At 55.5% G+C, this 19,473-nt stretch carries 18 protein-coding genes; 4 read left to right on the top strand and 14 right to left on the bottom strand.

Going from position 1 to position 19,473, the window contains the following annotated elements; genetic code table 11:
• The 9 genes from SZ63_RS11325 to SZ63_RS11285 all read right to left on the bottom strand — a co-directional run bounded on the left by SZ63_RS11325 (window position 1) and on the right by SZ63_RS11285 (window position 8,390).
• Window positions 1-363, bottom strand: coding sequence for a response regulator (locus SZ63_RS11325; RefSeq protein WP_048185479.1), 363 nt, complete (start codon window positions 361-363; stop codon window positions 1-3).
• A 69-nt stretch (window positions 364-432) separates the two neighbouring features.
• Window positions 433-1,239, bottom strand: coding sequence for a CheF family chemotaxis protein (locus SZ63_RS11320; protein ID WP_048185478.1), 807 nt, complete (start codon window positions 1,237-1,239; stop codon window positions 433-435).
• A 48-nt stretch (window positions 1,240-1,287) separates the two neighbouring features.
• Complete coding sequence (locus SZ63_RS11315; RefSeq protein WP_048185476.1) at window positions 1,288-2,424, bottom strand: hypothetical protein; 1,137 nt, start codon at window positions 2,422-2,424, stop codon at window positions 1,288-1,290.
• Window positions 2,424-4,022 (bottom strand): archaellar assembly protein FlaJ, encoded by a 1,599-nt coding sequence (gene flaJ, locus SZ63_RS11310; protein ID WP_048185474.1) that lies wholly within the window; start codon window positions 4,020-4,022, stop codon window positions 2,424-2,426. The genes SZ63_RS11315 and flaJ overlap by 1 nt, the downstream gene beginning before the upstream one ends.
• 3 nt (window positions 4,023-4,025) lie before the next feature.
• Complete coding sequence (locus SZ63_RS11305; RefSeq protein ID WP_048185472.1) at window positions 4,026-5,879, bottom strand: type II/IV secretion system ATPase subunit; 1,854 nt, start codon at window positions 5,877-5,879, stop codon at window positions 4,026-4,028.
• Between the two features lie 3 nt (window positions 5,880-5,882).
• The gene (locus tag SZ63_RS11300; protein ID WP_048185470.1) at window positions 5,883-6,626 is read right to left on the bottom strand and encodes an ATPase domain-containing protein; all 744 of its coding nucleotides are present in this window, start codon (window positions 6,624-6,626) and stop codon (window positions 5,883-5,885) included.
• A 4-nt stretch (window positions 6,627-6,630) separates the two neighbouring features.
• Window positions 6,631-7,098, bottom strand: a complete 468-nt coding sequence (locus tag SZ63_RS11295) for a flagellar protein FlaF (RefSeq protein ID WP_048185467.1) — start codon at window positions 7,096-7,098, stop codon at window positions 6,631-6,633.
• Window positions 7,099-7,100: 2 nt separating this feature from the next.
• On the bottom strand, window positions 7,101-7,595 hold the full coding sequence (locus tag SZ63_RS11290; protein WP_048185465.1) for a flagellin: 495 nt from the start codon (window positions 7,593-7,595) through the stop codon (window positions 7,101-7,103).
• Window positions 7,596-7,598: 3 nt separating this feature from the next.
• Window positions 7,599-8,390 (bottom strand): FlaD/FlaE family flagellar protein, encoded by a 792-nt coding sequence (locus SZ63_RS11285; protein WP_048185463.1) that lies wholly within the window; start codon window positions 8,388-8,390, stop codon window positions 7,599-7,601.
• A gap of 740 nt (window positions 8,391-9,130) precedes the next feature.
• Between SZ63_RS11285 and SZ63_RS11280 the strand changes: the two genes are divergently transcribed.
• The 4 genes from SZ63_RS11280 (at window position 9,131) to SZ63_RS11265 (ending at window position 13,942) form a co-directional block, all read left to right on the top strand.
• Window positions 9,131-10,258 (top strand): acyltransferase, encoded by a 1,128-nt coding sequence (locus SZ63_RS11280; RefSeq protein WP_048185462.1) that lies wholly within the window; start codon window positions 9,131-9,133, stop codon window positions 10,256-10,258.
• 96 nt (window positions 10,259-10,354) lie between these two features.
• A complete protein-coding gene (locus SZ63_RS11275; protein WP_048185459.1) occupies window positions 10,355-10,579 on the top strand; it encodes a hypothetical protein in 225 nt (74 codons plus the stop codon).
• Window positions 10,580-10,989: 410 nt separating this feature from the next.
• The gene (locus SZ63_RS11270) at window positions 10,990-12,546 is read left to right on the top strand and encodes a lipopolysaccharide biosynthesis protein (protein ID WP_048185457.1); all 1,557 of its coding nucleotides are present in this window, start codon (window positions 10,990-10,992) and stop codon (window positions 12,544-12,546) included.
• Window positions 12,512-13,942 carry a Coenzyme F420 hydrogenase/dehydrogenase, beta subunit C-terminal domain gene (locus SZ63_RS11265; RefSeq protein WP_241481338.1) on the top strand — a complete coding sequence of 477 codons (1,431 nt, stop codon included), beginning with the start codon at window positions 12,512-12,514 and terminating at the stop codon, window positions 13,940-13,942. Before SZ63_RS11270 ends, SZ63_RS11265 begins: the two co-directional genes overlap by 35 nt.
• Here the strand turns inward: SZ63_RS11265 and SZ63_RS12795 are convergent.
• The 5 genes from SZ63_RS12795 to SZ63_RS11240 form a co-directional block, all read right to left on the bottom strand.
• Window positions 13,928-15,151: a polysaccharide pyruvyl transferase family protein gene (locus tag SZ63_RS12795; protein WP_082122773.1), complete on the bottom strand. Its 1,224-nt coding sequence runs from the start codon at window positions 15,149-15,151 to the stop codon at window positions 13,928-13,930. The genes SZ63_RS11265 and SZ63_RS12795 overlap by 15 nt on opposite strands.
• Before the next feature lie 203 nt (window positions 15,152-15,354).
• The gene (locus SZ63_RS11255; RefSeq protein WP_052959141.1) at window positions 15,355-16,545 is read right to left on the bottom strand and encodes a glycosyltransferase family 4 protein; all 1,191 of its coding nucleotides are present in this window, start codon (window positions 16,543-16,545) and stop codon (window positions 15,355-15,357) included.
• Between the two features lie 6 nt (window positions 16,546-16,551).
• Entirely contained in the window at window positions 16,552-17,079 is a 528-nt protein-coding gene (locus tag SZ63_RS11250; RefSeq protein ID WP_052959140.1) for a UDP binding domain-containing protein, read from the bottom strand.
• Complete coding sequence (locus SZ63_RS11245; RefSeq protein ID WP_048185450.1) at window positions 17,076-18,170, bottom strand: DUF354 domain-containing protein; 1,095 nt, start codon at window positions 18,168-18,170, stop codon at window positions 17,076-17,078. The genes SZ63_RS11250 and SZ63_RS11245 overlap by 4 nt, the downstream gene beginning before the upstream one ends.
• A 31-nt stretch (window positions 18,171-18,201) precedes the next feature.
• Window positions 18,202-19,152: a glycosyltransferase family 2 protein gene (locus SZ63_RS11240; protein WP_048185448.1), complete on the bottom strand. Its 951-nt coding sequence runs from the start codon at window positions 19,150-19,152 to the stop codon at window positions 18,202-18,204.
• Window positions 19,153-19,473: the final 321 nt, after the last annotated feature.

Below are 19,473 nucleotides of genomic sequence, written 5' to 3'. Positions count from 1 at the left end.
TTACGCACTGAGAACGCTCTTGACTTCTTCGAGTACTTTCGGAGCCTGGAACGGTTTGACGATGTAACCTCTCGCACCGCTCTTGACGGCGAGTTTGACCATCTGCTCCTGGCCGACCGCCGTACACATGACGACCTTTGCTGCCGGGTCGGCTGCTTTGATGGCCTTGAGCGCTTCGATCCCGTTCATCTTCGGCATGACCACGTCCATAGTAACGAGGTCGGGCTTGAGCTCCTGATATTTGGCGAGGGCTTCCGCCCCGTCCGCTGCCTCACCGACGATGTCGTGCCCGCCGGAGAAGAGGATGTTCTTCAGCAGCGTTCTCATAAACATTGTATCATCGACGATTAGGATTCTCCCCATCGAACACCACTTATTGAATATTTGATAAAAAAGTTATATATATCTTCTCATTTTGAAGAAAGAAAGTTTTTAATCCATTGGAGATTTTACAGACTCTGATATGTATCTGACGCCTTTTGGGGTTAGTTGTACTTCTTTTCTGACGTAGAGTACTTCGGCGAGCCCCGAGCCGAGGAGTTTCTCATAGATGACGTCGAGGTCTTTGTGCGAGAGTTTCAGCATGTTCTCGATGGCGCTCGAATCCATCCCGCTGTAGACCAGCATGGCCACCTGCCCCGTCAGGGGATCGATCTCTTCGCTGACCTCGGTATCGCGTGTCGCCTCTTTGAGGAAGTTGTAGAGAACCTGGAGCGTCGTCAGCGGGCAGAGTACGAAGCTCGTCACGAGTTCGTTCTCGATGAGGTGGTCAATCTTCACGACGTCGAGATTCTTCTCCTGGATCTCCCGGGACGTAACTTCGATACCGGTCACCTCGTCGAGAGGGATGCAGACCTGTTTCTCCTGGCTGACGAACCAGATGCCTGTCTTCATGACGGCGATCGCGCCTTTCTCCCATTGCGCGTTCTGGACGAGCACCCCCCCGCGGATTGCGGGCGACATGAAGAAAGCGTTCAGCCGGTAGGCGCTCGCCTGGGTGATGACGAACTTCTTTAAGACCAGGAGGACCTTCTCGACCGACGCGATACGGTAGACACCCTCGCCGTTCGCCCCGGTGGTGATGATCACCTGGTTCTTCTTCTCCTCGAGATCGACCACGGATTTGTATGGGATCTCCTGATTGAGAGGGGCATCGATGCGGAAACGATCCTCAGCGATGCCCATTGTCGTCGGGATCCACTTGCCTTCGTGCTCGACTTTTATTGGAACTGATTTCATCTTTGCCTCCCTCGTCTCCTCTGTATTACTGTATTCTGCGCGCTATCATCATCGTTGTGATTTCATTGCCGTGAGGACGTCCTCGAGTTCCGTCGCCAGATCTTTCGCATGGAACGTCTCCCCTTTCAGTTCGCGGATCAGGCTGATATCCTCCACGAACTTCTTCTTCTTGGCGTCGGCTTTGAGTGCGGTGATCAGGTCGTCCTCGACCGCGCCGCCGGACGCAAAGGAGACCATGTCGAAGTCCTCTTTCGTCTCCTCCTCTATCTCCCCGAGAATGTCTTCTTCCGGGACGGGTTCATCAGCGTCGGCCTCATCTTCTTCCTCTTCTTCGCCCTCGATCTCGATCTCGTCGAGATCCAGTTCGTCGAGCGTGGAGAGTTCGTCGCTCAGCGCGTTCATGTCCGGCACGCCGTCGTCTCCGGGCAGTTCAGGGACGTCTGCTGCTACCGGCGGGAGGGCGGCATCGGATTCGCCTGCATTCCCGGCAAGATCGATGCCGGGTGAAATATCGAGGTCTTCGAGCTCGCTCTGGTGCGACTTGAGAATATCCGATATGGCATCCGCATCCTCCACCGAGAGCAGGGAGATCTGGTCGGGCTCAAACATCGTCCCCGGACCGGATGATTCGCCGTCGATGTCGAGCCCCTCCAGCGAGTCGATGTCGAGGTCTGCGAGCGAAGCAAGGGGATCGGCCGTGTTTCCGCCGGCCTTCGGCGGGGCAGGGGTTATGGCCGGGTCGGGCACCGTCCCCTCGACCGTCTGGTCGAGCATGGCGTCAATCTGCTCAATGCTGCTCTTCTTCTCTCGTTCAGGAGCGCGGGCATGTGCGATCGCTTCCAGGGCCGATGCCTTGAAGGTCCCGAGCATACCGGAGATGCTGGAGAGATCAATCCCGGAGAACGGGCGTCTTGGGGTGGAGACCGGGCTCTCTGCCGGTGCACCCGGTTTTTCGACCGGCGCATCGGGTTGTACCTTCTTTCCGCGCTCCCGGAGCGCGGTGCGCAGCCTCGACGGTTTCAGTTCGGCAAGGTCGAGCGCCCCGGTGACGACGAGCGCGAGGAACCCTGCGAGCACGGTGCCTGCGATGACGACCTCGGCGGTTGCGTCGAGGACGATGATTAGCGAGCCGGTACCGACGGTTATCAGAAACAGAAGCGGACGACGTATATTTTCTCTCAACATCACACCTCCACGAATGCTGGAATGTTAAAGAATGCGCTCACGACGATCGGTGCAATGATGTAGATGGCACCGGTTGCCACGCAGAGCAGGCTTGCGAAGAAGTAGTACAGGTATCGGTCGCCGCCCATGACAATCTTTCCTGCAAGCATGTTTGCAATGGTCAGCATTAAGAGGATCGTTATCACGTAGGTTCGCATTACGTCCTCGGGGAAGTTTACGAAGATGTTCAATGACGTTGCCATCGAGCTGCCGATCGATGACGTTCCTCCCGTGAGTGCCGCCGAGGACTCTGCAAAACGATCCATCACCTCCGTCACGGCACGCGACATCGAGAGGAGGATCTCGAAGAGGAAGACGAAGATGCCGATCATCGCGCCGTGCATCGGCACAAGCAGGACGACGAACCCCTTCACCATCATGTCGCGCTTCCTCCGGAGCAGCACCTGCTCTAGCATCGACGAACCGACGATCTTTCCGATCGCGTCGGGCGACCCGCCGAGAGCCACCGCGTCCCGGAAGATGTTCATGTACTTGTAGATCAGGTAACTGCCGGACTCCCCGATGAACTTCTTCCAGCTCCCGGCTTCGTCGAGCCCCAGGTTCAGCTTCGACGAGACCGAGTTGATGAACGGCTCCAGGTGGAAGAGCGACTTCCTGTCGACCTCCTGGAGCGCGTCGCCGGTGGTGATGCCTTTGCCCCCCATGATCGACCCGAGGGCCCGGATGAACGTGGCGAAATCGTTGTCCCGGTTGACGACGTTTGCGTCGTCGATATAGCCGATGACCCCGAGCGGCATCAGGAGCAGGCCGACAAGCAGGAAGATGATGCCCGCGTTGGCGCCGACGAGGATGAGCATCAGCCCGATCGCGGCGGTTATCGGCAGGATAAGGCGCTCCAGCCGCCGGACGACACTCTGCTCTCGTGAGCAGATCTCGACAAGGCCGTGCGTGCGGGGGTCGTCGGGGACGGCACGGTACATGATCACGAGGCCGAAGATCGATATTGCGAGAATGATGAAGTAGGATGAGTTCAGCGCCGACTCGATCCCGTCGGGGGCGTAGATGGCCACCGAGATCATGATGATGATTGCGACGAGCGCTCCCGAAAGGAGCATCGCGATGTAGGCGTCGCCCCACTTCTTCAGAAGTTCGATCCCCTGCTCGAACGAGTTCCGGTAGATGCTCCTGATGCTCGAGAGTTCCGTGGTGATGAAATCGTCGTCCGGGACACCGGAGTCGATGGAGTTGGCGTAGCGGTTGAGCATGCTCTGGAGGGTTCCGTTCCGGCACCGCTCCGCGACCGCCCGGAGGGCGTTGGAATAATTCTGACCCCACCCGGCGACCAGGCGCTGCACCTTTGCTATGTAGCGCGACGGGATGTACTCGAACCGCTCGGAGGTGTACTGGAAGATCTCCGGCCGGGTCACGGTCGATGTGGTGATCGCGGCCATGTAGGTGTACATGAAGAGCAGGTCCTGCTCCATCTTCTTGTTCTCGAGGATGGTGGAGCGGAGATCGCCGAGAGCTTCAGCCTGCTCCTCGAACGGGATCTTCCCCTGGTTTGCCTCCCGCAGCCGTTCGGTCACATCCTCAAACAACGCTTACACCTCGATGTTGAGCAGTCCCTGCTTCTTGATCTTCGTGGTCATGTGGAAGAGGTCCCAGAACTGGGTGTACCCCGCCTTGTGAAGCCGTTCAAGAATTTTGGCGCGTTTATCGACTTCATCGTAGATCTCGGTCCGCCGATTCTCGGGTATGCCGAGCATCGTTGCGATCTTGTTTTCAAGCAGGTAGCTGCTTCCTTTCCCGGTGAAGGTGAACGTATCGGTCGCCGGGTCCCAGACGAACGTCGCCATGAAGGAGAACCCCTGCGTCTCGGGGTCGTAGCCCACGAGTTCGTTGACGCTGAGCATCCGCCGTACGGTTCCGCCCTGGGGGAGTTTGACCGCACTCTGGATGATGACCAGGTTTAAGTTGTCGACGTAGGTCTTCGGGATGTTGATCGGGTCGCCGCAGAGACGCTGGATCAGTTTCTCGACCGACGCTGCGTGGAAGGTGCTCATCACCGGGTGACCGGTCTGCATTGCGGAGAATGCGACGGACCCTTCCACCCCACGAATCTCACCGACCAGGATCTGGTTCGGACGCTGACGCAACGCAGCTTTGAGGAGGTCGAACATCGTGACCTCCGAGCCTTCCCCTTCACCCTTTCCTTTGGCTTTCGCGACCTCGCGTGTCCAGTTCCTGTGGGGGACGGTCAGTTCCGGGGTGTCCTCGATGGTGACGATCTTGTTCTCGGGCGGGAGGAAGGTCGTGAGGGCGTTCAAAGTAGTCGTCTTGCCGCTCGCGGTCTCGCCGGAGACGAACATCGACATCCCGTACTCGAGGCAGATCCAGAGGTAGGCGGCCATCATGTAGTTGCACGCCCCGCTCTCGATGACCTGCAGGATGCTCAGGGGCACCTCGTTCACCTTACGGATGGTGAAGTTGCTTCCGTGCTTGCTGATCTCGGTTCCGTAGACGATGTTGATACGCGAGCCGTCGGGGAGGGTCGAGTCCACGATGGGGTTCCGATACGTCAGCGGCCGTTTGATCCGCTCGGCGAGTTTGATGACGAAGTTGTCGAGTTCCTGCGAATCCCGAAACCCGATGACCGATTTTAACCCCTTGAAGATCTTGTGCTCGATGAAGATCGGTCCGACGCCGTCGCAGGTGATATCCTCGATATATTTGTCGGAAAGAAACGGTTTGAGCGTCCCCATCTCGATCTTGTCGCGGATGATCATGTACTCGAGCGCCTTGTACTCCTGCTGCGTGAGGATGACCCGCCCGTCGGCAAGTTCCTGGCGCCCCGATGTCTGGGGTTGCTTCGACGCGCCGATCTCGGAGGTGAGGAAGGTCTTGATCCGGAGTTTGAGGTCTTTCGATCTCCCGCCGGCAAGCAGGGATTCGTCGATCACCTCGCCCGGCTTCTTGATGTAGACGAGTTGCTGGATGAAGTTCTTCAGCACGCCGATTCGTGCCTGCTCGGTCACCGGCTCCTCCTCGAGGGCATCGATCATATCGATCAACTTCTCCTCGATCACCGGGAGGATCTCTTTGACGGAGTGGAGAAACGCCGGCTCGATCGGGATGTACCAGTTCCGGACGTCGTCCGGGTCGGGGAAGATATGAATGAACGTCGTATCGTTCACCGGGTAGATGATGTTCGGGTTCTCCATCGATTTTAAGTCCCGCTTCAACTCCGAGAGGAAGAGCGGGATACCGACGGTGTTGACCGGCAGGATGTGGAGGTATTCGAGCAGGTGAGGGCTTGCCCTGACGTAGTCGCGGGCGTTTGCCGGGAGCATCCGGTAGAGTGCGCAGGACTCCACGTTGTTGTAGCAGTCGTTCCCCTCGTCGATGAACTCGGGCTCGAAGGGGAGGGTTACCGTTGCTTCCAGCGCCGATCCCATCTCTCACACCTTCGCGACCGAGACGGGGATGATCTTGATGCCGTACCCGGGGTGAACCTCGAAACTGATGATATTGCCCGTGGTCTTTCGTGCGCCGCGAACCTTGACGACCTCGAGCATCATCACGTATTTGCCGCCGACGAGCGCCTTCTTCATGAAGAGATGGGCGTCGCAGATCGAGCGAATCCGGACGAGGGAGTCCTCGACGAAGGCGTAGGTGTGGAGGGTTACGAGGATGGTCTTACCGTGGTCGACGAGGTTCTTGCAGTTCGTGAAGAACGTAAGGACCGTGTCCTGCTTGGCATACTCGGTGAAGAGCGTGAGCGAGTCGATGACGATCACCTGGGCTTTGCTCTGCTCCATGTAATGGATCATCCGCTCGAGCGTCCCCTGCATCTTCTCTTTCGTCCACTCGAACCCGACGACGTGCATGGGAAATACCCGGAAGTAGCCCCAGGCGAAGTAGTCGGAGACATCGAGGCTCATCGACTCCATCTGGGTGAGGAAACTCTTGCTCGTGTTCTCGGTCGAGAAGAGGTCGACGTTGAACCCCTGTTTCAGGGCGCCCCAGATGATCTGCTGGGTGAGCACGCTCTTTCCGGTGTCGTTCTCCCCCTCGATGAGGGTGAGAGACTGGAGCGGGAGGCCGTCGGCGATCTTCTTGTCGAGTTCGGTGTTTCCGGTCGAGAGGATCGTCTTGTCGGGCATTTCGAGAACACTGGTGTTTGCTTCTTCGCTCGTTGCCATTTCGTCATTCACCTGCCTGTATGTATGCCGAACCGGAGACCCCATTTCCGGTGACGACCTGAACCCACGTGAGGTTGGCGTCTTCCCGGCACGTGACGGAGAGGTTGAGGGTCTCGCCGGGATCGAGCTGGCCCGGGTGGATTCCGTCGGGGGTTATGCTCACCGTGCTCCAGTTCCCGTAGGGGACGTAGATCGGCTCGTTTTCGTTCTGGAGATAGACGTCGATGGACGGGATCTCGACGATCGGTTCGCTCCCGGTGTTCTTCACCTCGACGTAGAGGGTCGTGCCGTCGAGGGTCGTATTCTGGATCGCGATCGCCGTCCGCATCCGGGCCTCCTGGTAGGCGGCGAGATTGCTCTGCGCTTCGACCATCACCTCGGTGGTGGTGAGGGTGCCGCCGATCAGGATGTAGGCGGTGACGACCAGGAGAAAGATGCCGATTCCGGATGCGACGAGGGGTCCCGCACTCATGGTCAATCACTCGCGGTGAAGGTGGTCGACCGGTAGAGGCCGGAGGGGAGGACGAACTGGAAGTAGACGATCTCCCCCTTACCGGGAACCTTCGTGGTCATCGCCTCAACGTAGAGGGTCTCGCCGGGATCCCAGTAGTTGTTGGCGTCCTCGAGGATCTCGTACCTCCAGGTTTCAGGGTTGAGTTCTGTTGTCCGTGTCAGCCGGACGAAGTCTCCCTGACTGCCGAGGAAGATGTCGGCCCTCTGGACGCTGGCATCGGGGACCCTCCCGGTGCCGATGTTCTTCAGCCAGATCCGGGCGGTGTGGTTCCCGCTGCTGGCGTAGGTCGTGACGATCTTCACGTCCGTACTCAACCGTTCGTCCACGCTGTGGGAGGACGACGAGATCGTGCTCGAGAGCGTGTAGATTACTGGAAACACTGCGTTAATGAGTACGCCGGCCGATATGATGGCGGCGATAAGGAACATTGCTGTGGTGAAGGTTTCGCTCGACATCCATCATATCCTATCCAGCAACTCAATCCAGGCATCACCGGCATTCCGTTCCTGTGAAGATGTTTTCCCCTCGTCCTGCTCGCCCGCATCCCGCCGGGAGAGCATCAGCACCTCGATCATGTCCCTATCAAGTGTGGAGTCGTCGGGGTCGAGGATCCGGTTCAAGACGTAGAGCTCCGAGACAAACTCGTTCGGGCCGATCTCCTGTACGTCTCTCCGGGTTTCAGGTGCCATCCGCATGATCTCGCCAATCTGGTCGGAGACCTCTTCGGTGATGTAGCCCATCGACCGGTAGGCGTCGATCATGATTGCCATGTGCTCGTGCCCGTACCTGGAGCATCCCCGGTGCACCCACTCGAAGAGTCGATGAACCTTCTGGAGTTTGAGTTTTCCTGCAGGTTTCCCCTGCGGGAGAGCAGCCGTGCCGGTTTCCGGGAGGCAGGCTGTCTTGAGGTCGGCCGGGAAGAGTCCGCTGCCAAGCCCCTCTATCGCCGTGTTCGCCTGGTCGTCGAGATCGGCGGGCAGAGCGTCCGTGACGGCCATCTCTTCGTCCGCATCTTCATTATCCGGGGCGACATCCGGATGCTCGAACCGGTTCCCTGCATACGATGCGGCGGCACTGGTGAACGGGTTGTCCAGTTCGTTCATCCGCTCCCGGAGATCGATGAGCAGCCGCTTGATCGAGGTCTTGACGAAGTCCAGTTCCTTCTCGAGAGTGTCGAGACGTGCCTCCGGGTCCTCGGAGGACGCGCCGGAGAGTATTTTGTCGATTTGAGCCTGGTCTACCCCCACCATAATAGTAAATTATATCCGTGTCATAGTTAATAAAAGTTGCTTGTGTTGATATTCGATTTCCGGTCTTCTTATCGTCTTCTGGATGCTATCAAGGACCTGTTCGGGGCATATGCCTTCTATATTGCCGGGGACTGCCGAACGGTGTGGTTCCCCCGGCGTCGGGGTGAGGTGGAATACAGGATCTGGTAGCACAATCGGGTGTTGGCCGGCGTTGCGGGTGATTCCCAGGGGAATGTTGTGCCCCTGCGCTCCGGGTTTGCCGCGGTGGTGGCGGTGACGCGCGGTTGAAGGGGCGGGGATGCCCGGGAGGCGGAGAGTTTCTTTACGTTTTCCCTCGCGGCTCGATGGGTTTGTGCTAGGGCACATGCTTCACCTGACGGAGTCGGGCCTTGCGGGTTCGACGATCGCGTTTCTCGGCCGTGTGTTTATCAACGGCCCGGACGATGCCCGAACTCGCCAGCGGAGCCGTTCCGCGATGCGGCGCTCGCTGCCGGCGTGGAGATCCGGGTGCACGACCCCTGAGTGGACCCAGGCCTACGTCCGCCGGATGCGCCGCCGGGGTGGTGGCGGTGATCGTGAAGGTGCCGGGCGGCCATTCTACCATTCTCCCCTTGATCAATATAACTTTGTACATCTGGAGTGAAAGAAGGAACTTCTATCCCCAGGAAATCTTTGCAGTGGCTCCATAAACTGAGGTTATTTTCGATAGCCATATGTTTAGACCTGTGCAATTTAATTTAATGGATAATAAGGTGAGATATTTTGATGAAATTAATTTTTTGAGAGCTTTTGCAATTCTGGCCGTAATAAGTATCCATGTTTCAGCATATTTCACGCGTATGGATGCCATAAACGGGCTAGGGGCGCTATACATGTCGATTGATGTTCTCTCTCACTTTGCAGTCCCGCTCTTCATAGTTCTCTCAGGTTTTGTCTTATATAACAAATATTCTGATGACATAGATATCAAATGGTTCTATAAAAAAAGACTAAAATCTGTTCTTCCACAATATCTCATCTTTTCTACATTTTACCTGGCGGCAACATACACAGGCTCGATTGTGCTTGCTAGACCTGTCAACCTCGACCTCCCGCATATTATTTATCGGTACCTCACAGGGGGATGTTTTTACCATCTCTGGTTCTTTGTCTTGATCATTCAGTTGTATCTCCTTTATCCCGCAATATTACGGCTGTATAATTACTTTGATTTACGAGGGAGACTATTAGAACTCCTCTTTACAGCTTACCTCATAGGAGTTCTCTACAACGTATATCCTATTCCGGATATATTCATACTAGGCACATCCACACAGATACTGGGAGTGGCCACCAAATTCATTGGATACGTGTTCTACTTGGTATTGGGGATGACTATTCGGAGAAGGTACGATGAACTGCTACTGAAATCTGTGCCTAAATTATCACTATGTTATGCATCAATTCCCCTGCTCTGTTGCACGGTTATTGGCATTTTCGGCTACGCTCAAAGGTACTTTTACTTCGACATAACGCAGATCCTGCCTGTGATGGGAAGTTACTGGCACTGGCTTACCGTTATGATAACCCCATTTTATTACATGACCATCTTTGCCCTCTGCTTCTACATCTCCCTGAATATCGTATCCAGTAGATCAACTGCACTCAAATGGCTGGAGAAAATTGGTGCATATTCTTTCGGGATTTACCTGATTCATGCATTCGTACTGTATATCATTGTTCTGGCATTCCCGCGTTTTGGATTCGATTGGAATAACTGGCTGTTCTATCCCCTGATAAGCATTATAACTCTCGTTATGAGTTATCTCTCCGTTGAGGTTCTGCAAAAATTCCCCTATAGTGAGTATTTGATTGGTAGCACCAGGTAGAGAACTCGTCTACGAGACGAACTGGGACGTGAAGTGGATCTGCCGGGCGCGACGGGCCGCAGGGTGCGATGGTCCGGAGGACCGGAGCTTGAGAAAATGCGAAGCGTTTTCGGGGGCCGGAGCGGGAGCACTGTTAGGTGCGACTCGCTCCAGCGAATGGAAGCGCAGGACGAGGATTTTGAGAGCCGGCTCCGGGTGCTGGAGGGGTGGCGGGCGGAGAAGGCCGGCGAGGAGAAGAGGGTTTCGACGGTGAGCGCCGGGGCCGGCGGGGTCGTGGCCGGGGTGGTGGCGGTGATCGTGAAGGTGCTGGGCGGGGGGTGAGGAGGGAGGTACGCGCTCTCTCCTACTCGGACAGACTGGAATCCCGGTTCGATTCGGAAACCCCTTAAACAGGCACTCGACGTAATCTCTTCATGCGCCACATCGTCACCGGCGGGGCTGGCATCTTCCACCAGCCGACCATTGTTTCCCCCGGTCAGTGACGGTGTCCAAACGGTATGCCGGGTGAAAGTGCAATCATCCTCCTGTTCGCCATAATCCCGGTGGAAGAAACGTTCAACGATGTTACCTCTCATAGTCCCAGAGCAGTCCCGGCTCATCTAAGAACGGCCACCCTTAAAGAGCAAATCCGGCAGGCATTTCATATCGCCGTTACTAATCTGTAAGATAAGAAACCCCGCAGGTGAGTAATCCCCCGGGGAACCGGCACCATCCTGGCCAGAAGAATACCCATGCCGCCCACCACCCCAGACAACACACCAACCACCCGAGGCCTCGCCGCCCAGCTCCCCCGCAACCTCGCGGGGAACGTCGCCTATTTCCTGGCAAATGTTGTAATCGGCGTTCTCCTGGTTCCCTACTTTATTGAAACCCTCGGGGTCGCAGCCTATGGGCTCATCCCGCTTGCAACCTCGATCACGGGGTACGTGGCGATTGTCGTCCAGTCCCTCAACGCCGCCGTCTCCCGGTTCCTTACCGTCGACCTTCAGCGGGAGGATTATGCAGCCGCGAATAAGACCTTCAACACCGCGTTTTTCGGACTCACCGCGGTCATTCTTCTGATGGTTCCGATCGCCCTCGCGGTCGCTTACTTCGCTCCTTCGATCTTCAACGTTCCGGCCGGGCAGGAGGACGGTGTGATTCTCCTCTTCCTCGGGGTCTCTGCCGCTTTCTTAATCAGGTCCTGGAGTGGAAATTTTACGGTCCAGCTCTTTGCCTACAACCGTCTCGACTTGCAGAACTTCGTCAATATAACAAACGTTGTAGCCCAGGCCGGGATGATCGTCCTCCTCTTCGCTCTGTTCGGGCCCGATCTCGGCCTCGTCGGCAGCGCGTACCTGACCGGGGCGGTGGTGGCTTCCGTGGTCTCGTTCGTCCTCGCCCGCCGGGTCTGTCCCCATCTTCGGCTTTCGATCCACTCCTTCGACCGCAGGAGAGTGAAGGATCTCTGTGGGATGGGGTGGTGGGTGGTCATCAACCAGATTGGCTCTCTTCTCTTCCTCCAGATCGACCTCATCGTCGTGAACCTCCTCTTCGGGTCGACGTCCGCCGGGGAGTACGCGATCGCTCTCCAGTGGGTGGTGCTTCTGCGAGCGGTCGCCGGAGTGCTCTCCGGCGTCCTGACGCCGACGATCCTCTCCTGTTATGCCCGGGAACAGACCGGAACCCTGATCCGGGCCACAAAGAGCGCCGTCAAACTGATGGGGCTTGCCATGGCCCTCCCGATCGGTCTCGTCTGCGGGCTTGCCCCGCAGCTCCTTACGATCTGGGTGGGGGAGCAATTTGCCTCCCTTGCCCCGTTGATGGTCCTCCTGACGGTGCACCTTGCGGTCAATCTCGCGGTCCTGCCCCTCTTCTCGGTCAACGTCGCCTACAACCGGGTGCGGGTGCCCGGGCAGGTGACATTCTTTATGGGGATCGGGAATTTCGTCCTCGCGATCGTTCTCCCGCTTCTGACAGGCTGGGGCTATTACGGCGTCGCGGCTGCGGGGGCGATTGTCCTCACGTTGAAGAACGCTTTCTTCACCCCCTGGTATGCGACGAGGGTGCTCGGGGTCGAGGTCCACACCTTTACCCGGTCGATGCTCCCGGGGATCGTTGCGACGGTCATCATCGGGGCCGCGGCGGCAACCCTGGGCGCCGTCATCCAACTTCCCGCCCTGATTACGCTCGCCGTTGCCGGTGCGACTATCGGCTTCGTCTACCTTTCGACGGTCTGGGCGTTCGGCCTCAGTGGATATGAACGGAGGCTCTTTGAATCCTACCTCCCTCAGCCCTCAGGAGAATGATTGCGTGAAATCGCCTGTCATTACAAGCGTTGTTGAACACGATCTCTGCATCGGCTGCGGCCTCTGCGCTGCTCTTTGCCCACAGGGCATCCTTACGATGCAATGGAATTGCTACGGCGAGTATAACCCCGTGGAAACGTCGCTCTGCACCACGGAGTGTGGCCTCTGCCTGAAAGTCTGCCCCTTTGCGGACTCCGGGGAGAACGAAGACACCATCGCGAAGCGGCTCTACGGTGCGGTCCCGGGCATCCGGCACCGCTCCGAGACAGGCTACTACCTCGCCTCGTACGTCGGCTACTCCGAAAGACACCGGCCGACCAGCGCCTCGGGGGGGATGGCGACCTGGCTCCTTGAGGCGCTGCTCGCCGAGGGGATCGTCGATCACGTCATCTGCGTCGCCCCTACCGGCGACCCGGAGCGGCTTTTTTCCTTCCAGGTCTTTGATACCCCAGAGGAGGTCCGCGCCGGGGCCGGGTCGGCCTACTACCCGGTGGAGATGTCGGGAGCTATCAGACATCTCCTCACCGTGCCGGGGCGGTATGCCGTCACCGGCCTGCCCTGCTTTCTCAAGGCGATCAGGCTTGCCCAGCAGCGGAACAAGAAACTCCGAGAGCGGATCGTCGTCACCGTCGGTCTTACCTGCGGGCAGTTGAAGAGCAGGCACTTCACCGACTACGTCGCTGCCCTCGCCGGGGTGCGGGGGGAGGTGACTGGAGTGCGCTACCGCGGGAAGAGCCCGGACCAGCCAGCGAACAACTTTTACTTCTCGTTCACGACCGCGGACGGGGAGGAGCGGAAGATCTTCTGGAACGAGGGGATCGCCGAGACCTGGGGGAACCGGTGGTTCACGCAGAAGGCCTGCAACTACTGCGATGATGTTTTTGCCGAGTGTGCCGACGTGACGTGTATGGACGCCTGGCTGCCGGAGTTCTCCGGTGATCCCGGGGGTACCAGCCTGCTGATAGTGCGATCTGGTGAGATGTTGAATTTGATTGAAGAATGCTGTGCTTTCGGTAAAATATCCGTTGCATCCATCAATATCTCTCGCGTTGTTCGGAGTCAGAGGAGTGTGATTACAATTAAAAAAAGTCATCTTGCATATCGTTTGTACCAAGATGAACTTCTTCGGAAAGTTTTCCCAAAAAAACGAATTCGCTCGAGCAGCAACCTCAGTGAACTAGAAAGGTGGAAATTCAAAACAATCTGTGCAATGCAGAGGCAGAGCAGGGAATTTACCCTCAAAAATAGCTGTTATCTGAAGGACGGTGTGAGCTCCCTAAAAGGTGAAATGTACTGGGATCTCATGCAGTTGCGTTTAATCAGGTTTTTGAGCTTTCCTTTTCGAGCCGTTCGTTATGGCCTGGAGTTGGTGGCGCAAACATTAGATCGGAGATAGATCCGATTCGAGGTACTTCGCAAACAGGTGTCCATTCAATAATGATTTTTCTTTTACTTCTGGAATAACATTTTCAAGGTGTTTCTTAATGCTACTTCTATCAGACCATACGGTTTCAGCTACTGACTTCAGGACATCGCTGTCCAATTTATTAATATCTATGATATATCGTTCCAGGCCAAGTGTTTTTCCAACAATTCCATGAATTTTGTGGCTGTAAGATATTCCTATTGTCGGTACGCAGAGGGATGTCGCAGCAATCGTGGCATGCATTCTGGATCCGATAAACATGTCGCATAATCCGATAATTCCTTTCAATTCTGTGGCGGAGTATTCATTGGCGATCTGGAAAACCTTTTGCGGGTTCAGTACCTTTTTCATGACTTTTTGAATCACAATTCGATCGTCAACATCTTTTGAGTATACATGTGGAATTAAGAGGACGCTCGCCTCTTTAGTTTCGATGAGATAATCGATTACATCCGCTATTGACTGCACATAGTGGTCTTCGGATTTTTCAGGGTCATTAAAATATCTGCTTATCAATCCGCTGGGATTTACCCCGACAATCGGGTTTGGAAGACATGATATTCCCTCAACACTTAGTATTTCATTGACTCTCGAAAGCGGTGCAGGGGGTAAAATGAACGCTGGATCTGCAGTCACGAATATCTTTCCCGCATCTATACCAAGATCGATTAGATATTCTTTAGAGAGTTCTTCCCGGACTAAGATCAATTTGGCGTTCCTGAAGATGTACCTCCCCACCAGGCGATTTATAAAATACTTATAGTACCCGAGGCTTTCTGCAAACAACACTACTGGTTTGTCAAGTAAAAGCGGATATAAAAGGTTTAGAAAACTGCTCCCTATGATTTTCTCTCCGCTTAGCTGGTCTCCCCCGCTATTAATTACAACATTCGCTTCATTATATATGCTTAATTTTGATTTCTTCGAAACACTTACAGCAAAACCACATCGACGCAACGCACGTATCCCCACGCATTCTATAAGATATAACCATGGATATGGGGATCTCGTTGGGTTTCTTGCAATATGGGGGACTATTTGGTTTTTGTCATCGCCTTCTGCTCCTACATTAATAAATTTTATATCCTCTCTAAAATCCTGGATAATCTTTTTCGTCGAAATAACCAATGCTTCATTGCCTTTATTCGTAACCCCTACATTCAACAAAAGGGCTATCATTGGTATTTTTTATTACTTCTCTCATTATGTACTTGTCGTTTTGTGTGAGCGTCCCTCAAAAAGATTCGGGCTGTATCTGCTCTTATCCATGACATTTCATGCTTTGTATTGATGTCCTCTTGCCCTCTCTTTGATACATCTCCCGAATTCGGATATGAGGCACTTGTTCCTGCTGATATTTTTATCCGCAAAACTTCTCTAATCTAGAGTCTGATGTACACATCTACAATCTTCTTCCCGATATTATCCCATGTATACCGCTCTGCATACGCGAGGATCGCCTCCGGATTCCACTCCCGGTCCAGCGCCATCAGGATCTTCTCTGCCAAGTCTTCGGAATCGGCGGGCTCGACCAGCAGACCATGCAAATCTGATACAATAACCTCCTCGCTCCCCCTGTTTCGCGCCGAAATAACAGGCTTGCCACAGGCCATAGCCTCGATCTGAACAACTCCAAAACTCTCCGAAAGACTCGGCAGGACAAAAATATCACAGGCATTCATCCAGAGTGGCAGAATGTCGCTCGGCACAGACCCAAGCAACTTCACCTTCTCCCCGAGGCGCAACCGGCCGATCTGCCCCTGAAGGCTCCCCCTCTCCGGCCCCGCTCCACCAATAAAGCAGAGCACGTCGTCCCGTTGACTGCAGACCTGCTCCGTCGCGTCGATCAGGTAGTTGAAACCCTTCCTTTTGATCAGCCCACCCAACGTGAAGATGATCTTTGCATCTCTTGGCAGGCCGAGTCGCTCCCTGGCAACAGCTGTGTCGATAGGATGGAAGGCCGGAGAAAACCCATTGGGAATAGAGTAGACCTGCTCATTGTATCGCTTCAGAACGGGAACATCCTTTCTGTTCACCCTGATGAGGGCGTCGGCACCAGACCATGCGGTATTGATGAGAGGGTGGTCCGTCCCGACCTCCTGATCAAACCAGTCGCCGTTCTCGTGGATGGTGGTGATTACCGGTTTTCCATATTTCTCCTTCAGCCTGACACCGATATAGCCGGAAGGCCAGGTAAAATGGGCGTGGATCAGGTCAAAATGAAGATGATGCTCTTTAATACACCGCTCCACCACCTGCAGTCGGTTATCTATCGCGATCTTGCTCAACCAAAGGAGAGGGATGTAGATGCACCGGGGATAGTATACCTCCACATTGTCGTAAGTATAGTCCTTGCAGAGTCTGTCTTTCTTGAGATACCCAAAGGAACGAAGTACCGGCGCAATAATAATGACTTTTTTGAAGTACTGTTTCAGCTCGGCGACCTGATACTTGACAAACGTCTCTGCGATAAAAGACTCATCCTCATTGGGGTAGGAGGGGCTGAGGATAAGGAGGGTCTTATCCTTCAGGCCCACCGGGGAGTTATCTTTTGTGCCTATCATTTCAACCATCGATATTCAGACCAGCCCTTTCCCAATCCCCAAATACACAACCCCCTCTTCGCCGGCGAACGGATTCTTCCCGTCTACGACCACCGGCGAGGCCATGAACTCCTTCACCGTCGCCATAGAGACTCCCTGGAACACGTCATGATCCACGAGGGAGACCATACACTCCGTCCCGGAGAGCGCCTCCTTAACATTTCCGACCGAGACAAACACCCCAGCCTTCGTCGCAAGGGAGAGGACGAACGGGTCGTACACCCGCACATCGGCCCCAAGGTTTGCACACTCCTCGACGATCTTGATCGCGGGCGACTCCCGGGGATCGTTAATGTTCTTCTTGCAGGCGAGACCCATGACGGCGATCTTCGCCCCGTAGAGGTACTTGCCGACCTGCTGGAGGCCACGTTCGGCGAGGTTGATGACGTGCATCTTCATGAACTCGTTGATCTCGCCGGAGGTTTCGATGAAGTAGTGCGATCTCGTGGCAGCATGGGAGAACAGATAACCGGTAGGAGAGCTTGCATGTGTAGCAGCACTCATGATGCATCTCCCGGGACCGAAGCACAGGAATACTGCACAGCGGGGTGTTCCTTCATCTCTGTAAAACTCCGGGGATAATTCTCAATGAACCAGATCATGAAGACAGTTATATCGATCTTATCCTCCAGTAACCGCTCCCGCTTGCCCCTCCACTTTTCCTTGCTTGCAGGATCCTTCAGGATCTCAATCGCCTTACCCAGCGCCGCATTACTATCGGTAAAACTGTAGAGCAGGGCATACGTCTCCTCAAGGTCGATGAAGTTGCCCATCATACCAACAAGGGAAGAGACATAGATCGACGGTGTCCCAAGGATTGCAGCCTCTGAAGCCGTCGTGCCCCCCTCCCCCACGTACAGCGCCGCGTAATATAACAGATCGTGCAACTTCTCCGGGGAGACCCGGATCTGGTTGGGCTGCAACTCCGGGGGCAGCGCCCCCTCAGAGGTGATCAGGACCCGGCCATACTCTTCCAGCGCCTTCACGAGCCCGACCCTGTCGCGGATGCCGTGCTGGCCGGCGTCATGGCTCGCCTGCCATGAGACGAAACGAACGATGATGAAAGGGTCGCCCTCGGCAAGACCGAGTTCGGTGAGGACAGCGGGGTTCGGGGTGAAGCGGTTTGGGTGGAGATAGGCGAGTTCATGGTAGCCATTGTAGCGGATCTGCTTCGGGCCGATGTCGTCACAGTAGCACGAGGGAGTACAGATGACACTTGCGAAGGGAAATGTGACCATGTTTCCAAATTTTGCATGCTCTGTGTCGGTAAATATCACAGATGGCTTTCTCAGTATCATTGCGGCGTGAGCTATAGAAGGGTTCCCGACGCCAAGCAAAATATCCGGACGAAATCTACGGGAAATTTTAAACACTTCTATACCGCGGGAGATCCATTCCCAAATCAGGTTTGTATCCCCTGCTTTTCCACTACCTGTTTGTACAAAGTTGAAGCCATACCTGCGCAGGAGTTGCAACGTGATCTCTTTGTCCCTTGCAGTGATCTTGACTTCATGCCCTCGGTATCTCATCTCCCGGATGAAATTTTTGAATAGATGTACGTGGCCGGGGTGGCCCATATCGATAAGTACTCTCATCGAGTTCTCCCGTACTCCGTATCTGTCACGGTCAGTACCATCCGCCATTCCTCTCAGCCTGCATATCGAACAGCATCGCAAAGAGCAGGAACTGCGCTCCCAGGCCGAAGACCAGGATCGAGATGACCGCCGGGACGAAGATGGGGTAGCCCTGGACAAACTTAAAGTGCAGGGCGTAGATCCCAACCAGCAACCCGAGAACCGCAAAGATAGCGCCGAAGAAGTAATAGAACACCAGCGGGTGGAATCCCATAAGGACGTACTTTGTCTTCATTCTCCAGAGGAAGTCTTTCAGGAGGAGCCCGGAGAGCCTCACGATGTAACGGCCGTACCGGATCCCGGATTGCTCGAGCCCGTACCTGGCTGGATGCGGGACGTTCTTCACCCGGAACCCGTAGACGTTGAGCCGCACGAGGATGTCGTTGCAGTAGCCGTACCGCGGGTAGACGGCATCGAGGGGTATCGTCTCGAGCGCCCGCCGTGAGATTGCCGTGTAACCGTTCTGCGGGTCCATCAGCTGCCAGTAGCCCGAAGCGATCTTCGTGAGGAGCGTCAGTGCCGCGTTCCCGAAAAAGCGCCACCGGCTCATATCCTTACGGTATTCAGGGTTGATCAGCCGGTTCCCTACCGCGTAGTCGGCTTTTCCATCGACGACCGGATCCAGCAACCTCGGGAGAAACGCCGGGTCCATCTGGTTGTCGCCGGCCATGACGGCGACGATGTCCATCCCGTCCGCAAGCGCAGCAGTATAGCCGGTGACGATCGCGGCCCCGACACCGGCGTTCGCCTCGTGCCGGAGGGAGACGATCCGCGGGTTCTGCGCCGAACGTTCTCTGATCTCCGCGGACGTCCCGTCCGTGGAGCAGTCGTCCACGACGTAGACCCGGTCCACGCACTCCGGCATGGTATCGAGCGTCGGCCCTATCAGAAGTTCCTCGTTGTATGCAGGGACGACCACTGCGATCCGGTGTTCTCGGTACATGACGACAGCACTCCGTCTGCACCCGCGGGCAGGTGCCGGAGAATTTCCGGCTGCTGTGGGGTGCATCACTTGTTGTTATATTCTCTTGTAGTCAGGGATAATCATATCGTTTCCTAAAGATGTCTATAAACTCTCTATTGATGAAAATTGGTGTATTTCACCTGGATCTAGCGATTCAGATTCCTGCTGATGGTTGGAGCGCGGTCAGGCATTATTGGTCGGGGAGTGCCGCGCGTTCCACGCACTTCGATGCCTGACTTGAGCCCCACGCGAGCTTGCAACGCTCTTTGGGAATCACTTGGGAGCATTGCGGCGCTGTGT

Origin of the sequence: Methanoculleus sediminis (assembly GCF_001017125.1) — an archaeon.
In the GTDB taxonomy this organism is placed as follows: Archaea; Halobacteriota; Methanomicrobia; order Methanomicrobiales; family Methanoculleaceae; genus Methanoculleus; species Methanoculleus sediminis.
The sequence above is the reverse complement of the archived record's forward strand: the minus strand, read 5'-3'. Positions and strand labels throughout refer to the sequence as shown.

Coding starts and splice junctions, on each gene's coding strand:
- SZ63_RS11295 (WP_048185467.1), bottom strand. CDS start 7,098: ATGAGTGCGGGACCCCTCGTCGCATCCGGAATCGGCATCTTTCTCCTG.
- SZ63_RS11290 (WP_048185465.1), bottom strand. CDS start 7,595: ATGTCGAGCGAAACCTTCACCACAGCAATGTTCCTTATCGCCGCCATC.
- SZ63_RS11245 (WP_048185450.1), bottom strand. CDS start 18,170: ATGAGAGTACTTATCGATATGGGCCACCCCGGCCACGTACATCTATTC.
- SZ63_RS11280 (WP_048185462.1), top strand. CDS start 9,131: ATGGATAATAAGGTGAGATATTTTGATGAAATTAATTTTTTGAGAGCT.
- SZ63_RS12795 (WP_082122773.1), bottom strand. CDS start 15,151: ATGATAGCCCTTTTGTTGAATGTAGGGGTTACGAATAAAGGCAATGAA.
- SZ63_RS11285 (WP_048185463.1), bottom strand. CDS start 8,390: ATGGTGGGGGTAGACCAGGCTCAAATCGACAAAATACTCTCCGGCGCG.
- SZ63_RS11320 (WP_048185478.1), bottom strand. CDS start 1,239: ATGAAATCAGTTCCAATAAAAGTCGAGCACGAAGGCAAGTGGATCCCG.
- SZ63_RS11255 (WP_052959141.1), bottom strand. CDS start 16,545: ATGGTTGAAATGATAGGCACAAAAGATAACTCCCCGGTGGGCCTGAAG.
- SZ63_RS11270 (WP_048185457.1), top strand. CDS start 10,990: ATGCCGCCCACCACCCCAGACAACACACCAACCACCCGAGGCCTCGCC.
- SZ63_RS11305 (WP_048185472.1), bottom strand. CDS start 5,879: ATGGGATCGGCGCTGGAAGCAACGGTAACCCTCCCCTTCGAGCCCGAG.
- SZ63_RS11300 (WP_048185470.1), bottom strand. CDS start 6,626: ATGGCAACGAGCGAAGAAGCAAACACCAGTGTTCTCGAAATGCCCGAC.
- SZ63_RS11325 (WP_048185479.1), bottom strand. CDS start 363: ATGGGGAGAATCCTAATCGTCGATGATACAATGTTTATGAGAACGCTG.
- SZ63_RS11275 (WP_048185459.1), top strand. CDS start 10,355: ATGCGAAGCGTTTTCGGGGGCCGGAGCGGGAGCACTGTTAGGTGCGAC.
- SZ63_RS11250 (WP_052959140.1), bottom strand. CDS start 17,079: ATGAGTGCTGCTACACATGCAAGCTCTCCTACCGGTTATCTGTTCTCC.
- SZ63_RS11315 (WP_048185476.1), bottom strand. CDS start 2,424: ATGTTGAGAGAAAATATACGTCGTCCGCTTCTGTTTCTGATAACCGTC.
- SZ63_RS11240 (WP_048185448.1), bottom strand. CDS start 19,152: ATGTACCGAGAACACCGGATCGCAGTGGTCGTCCCTGCATACAACGAG.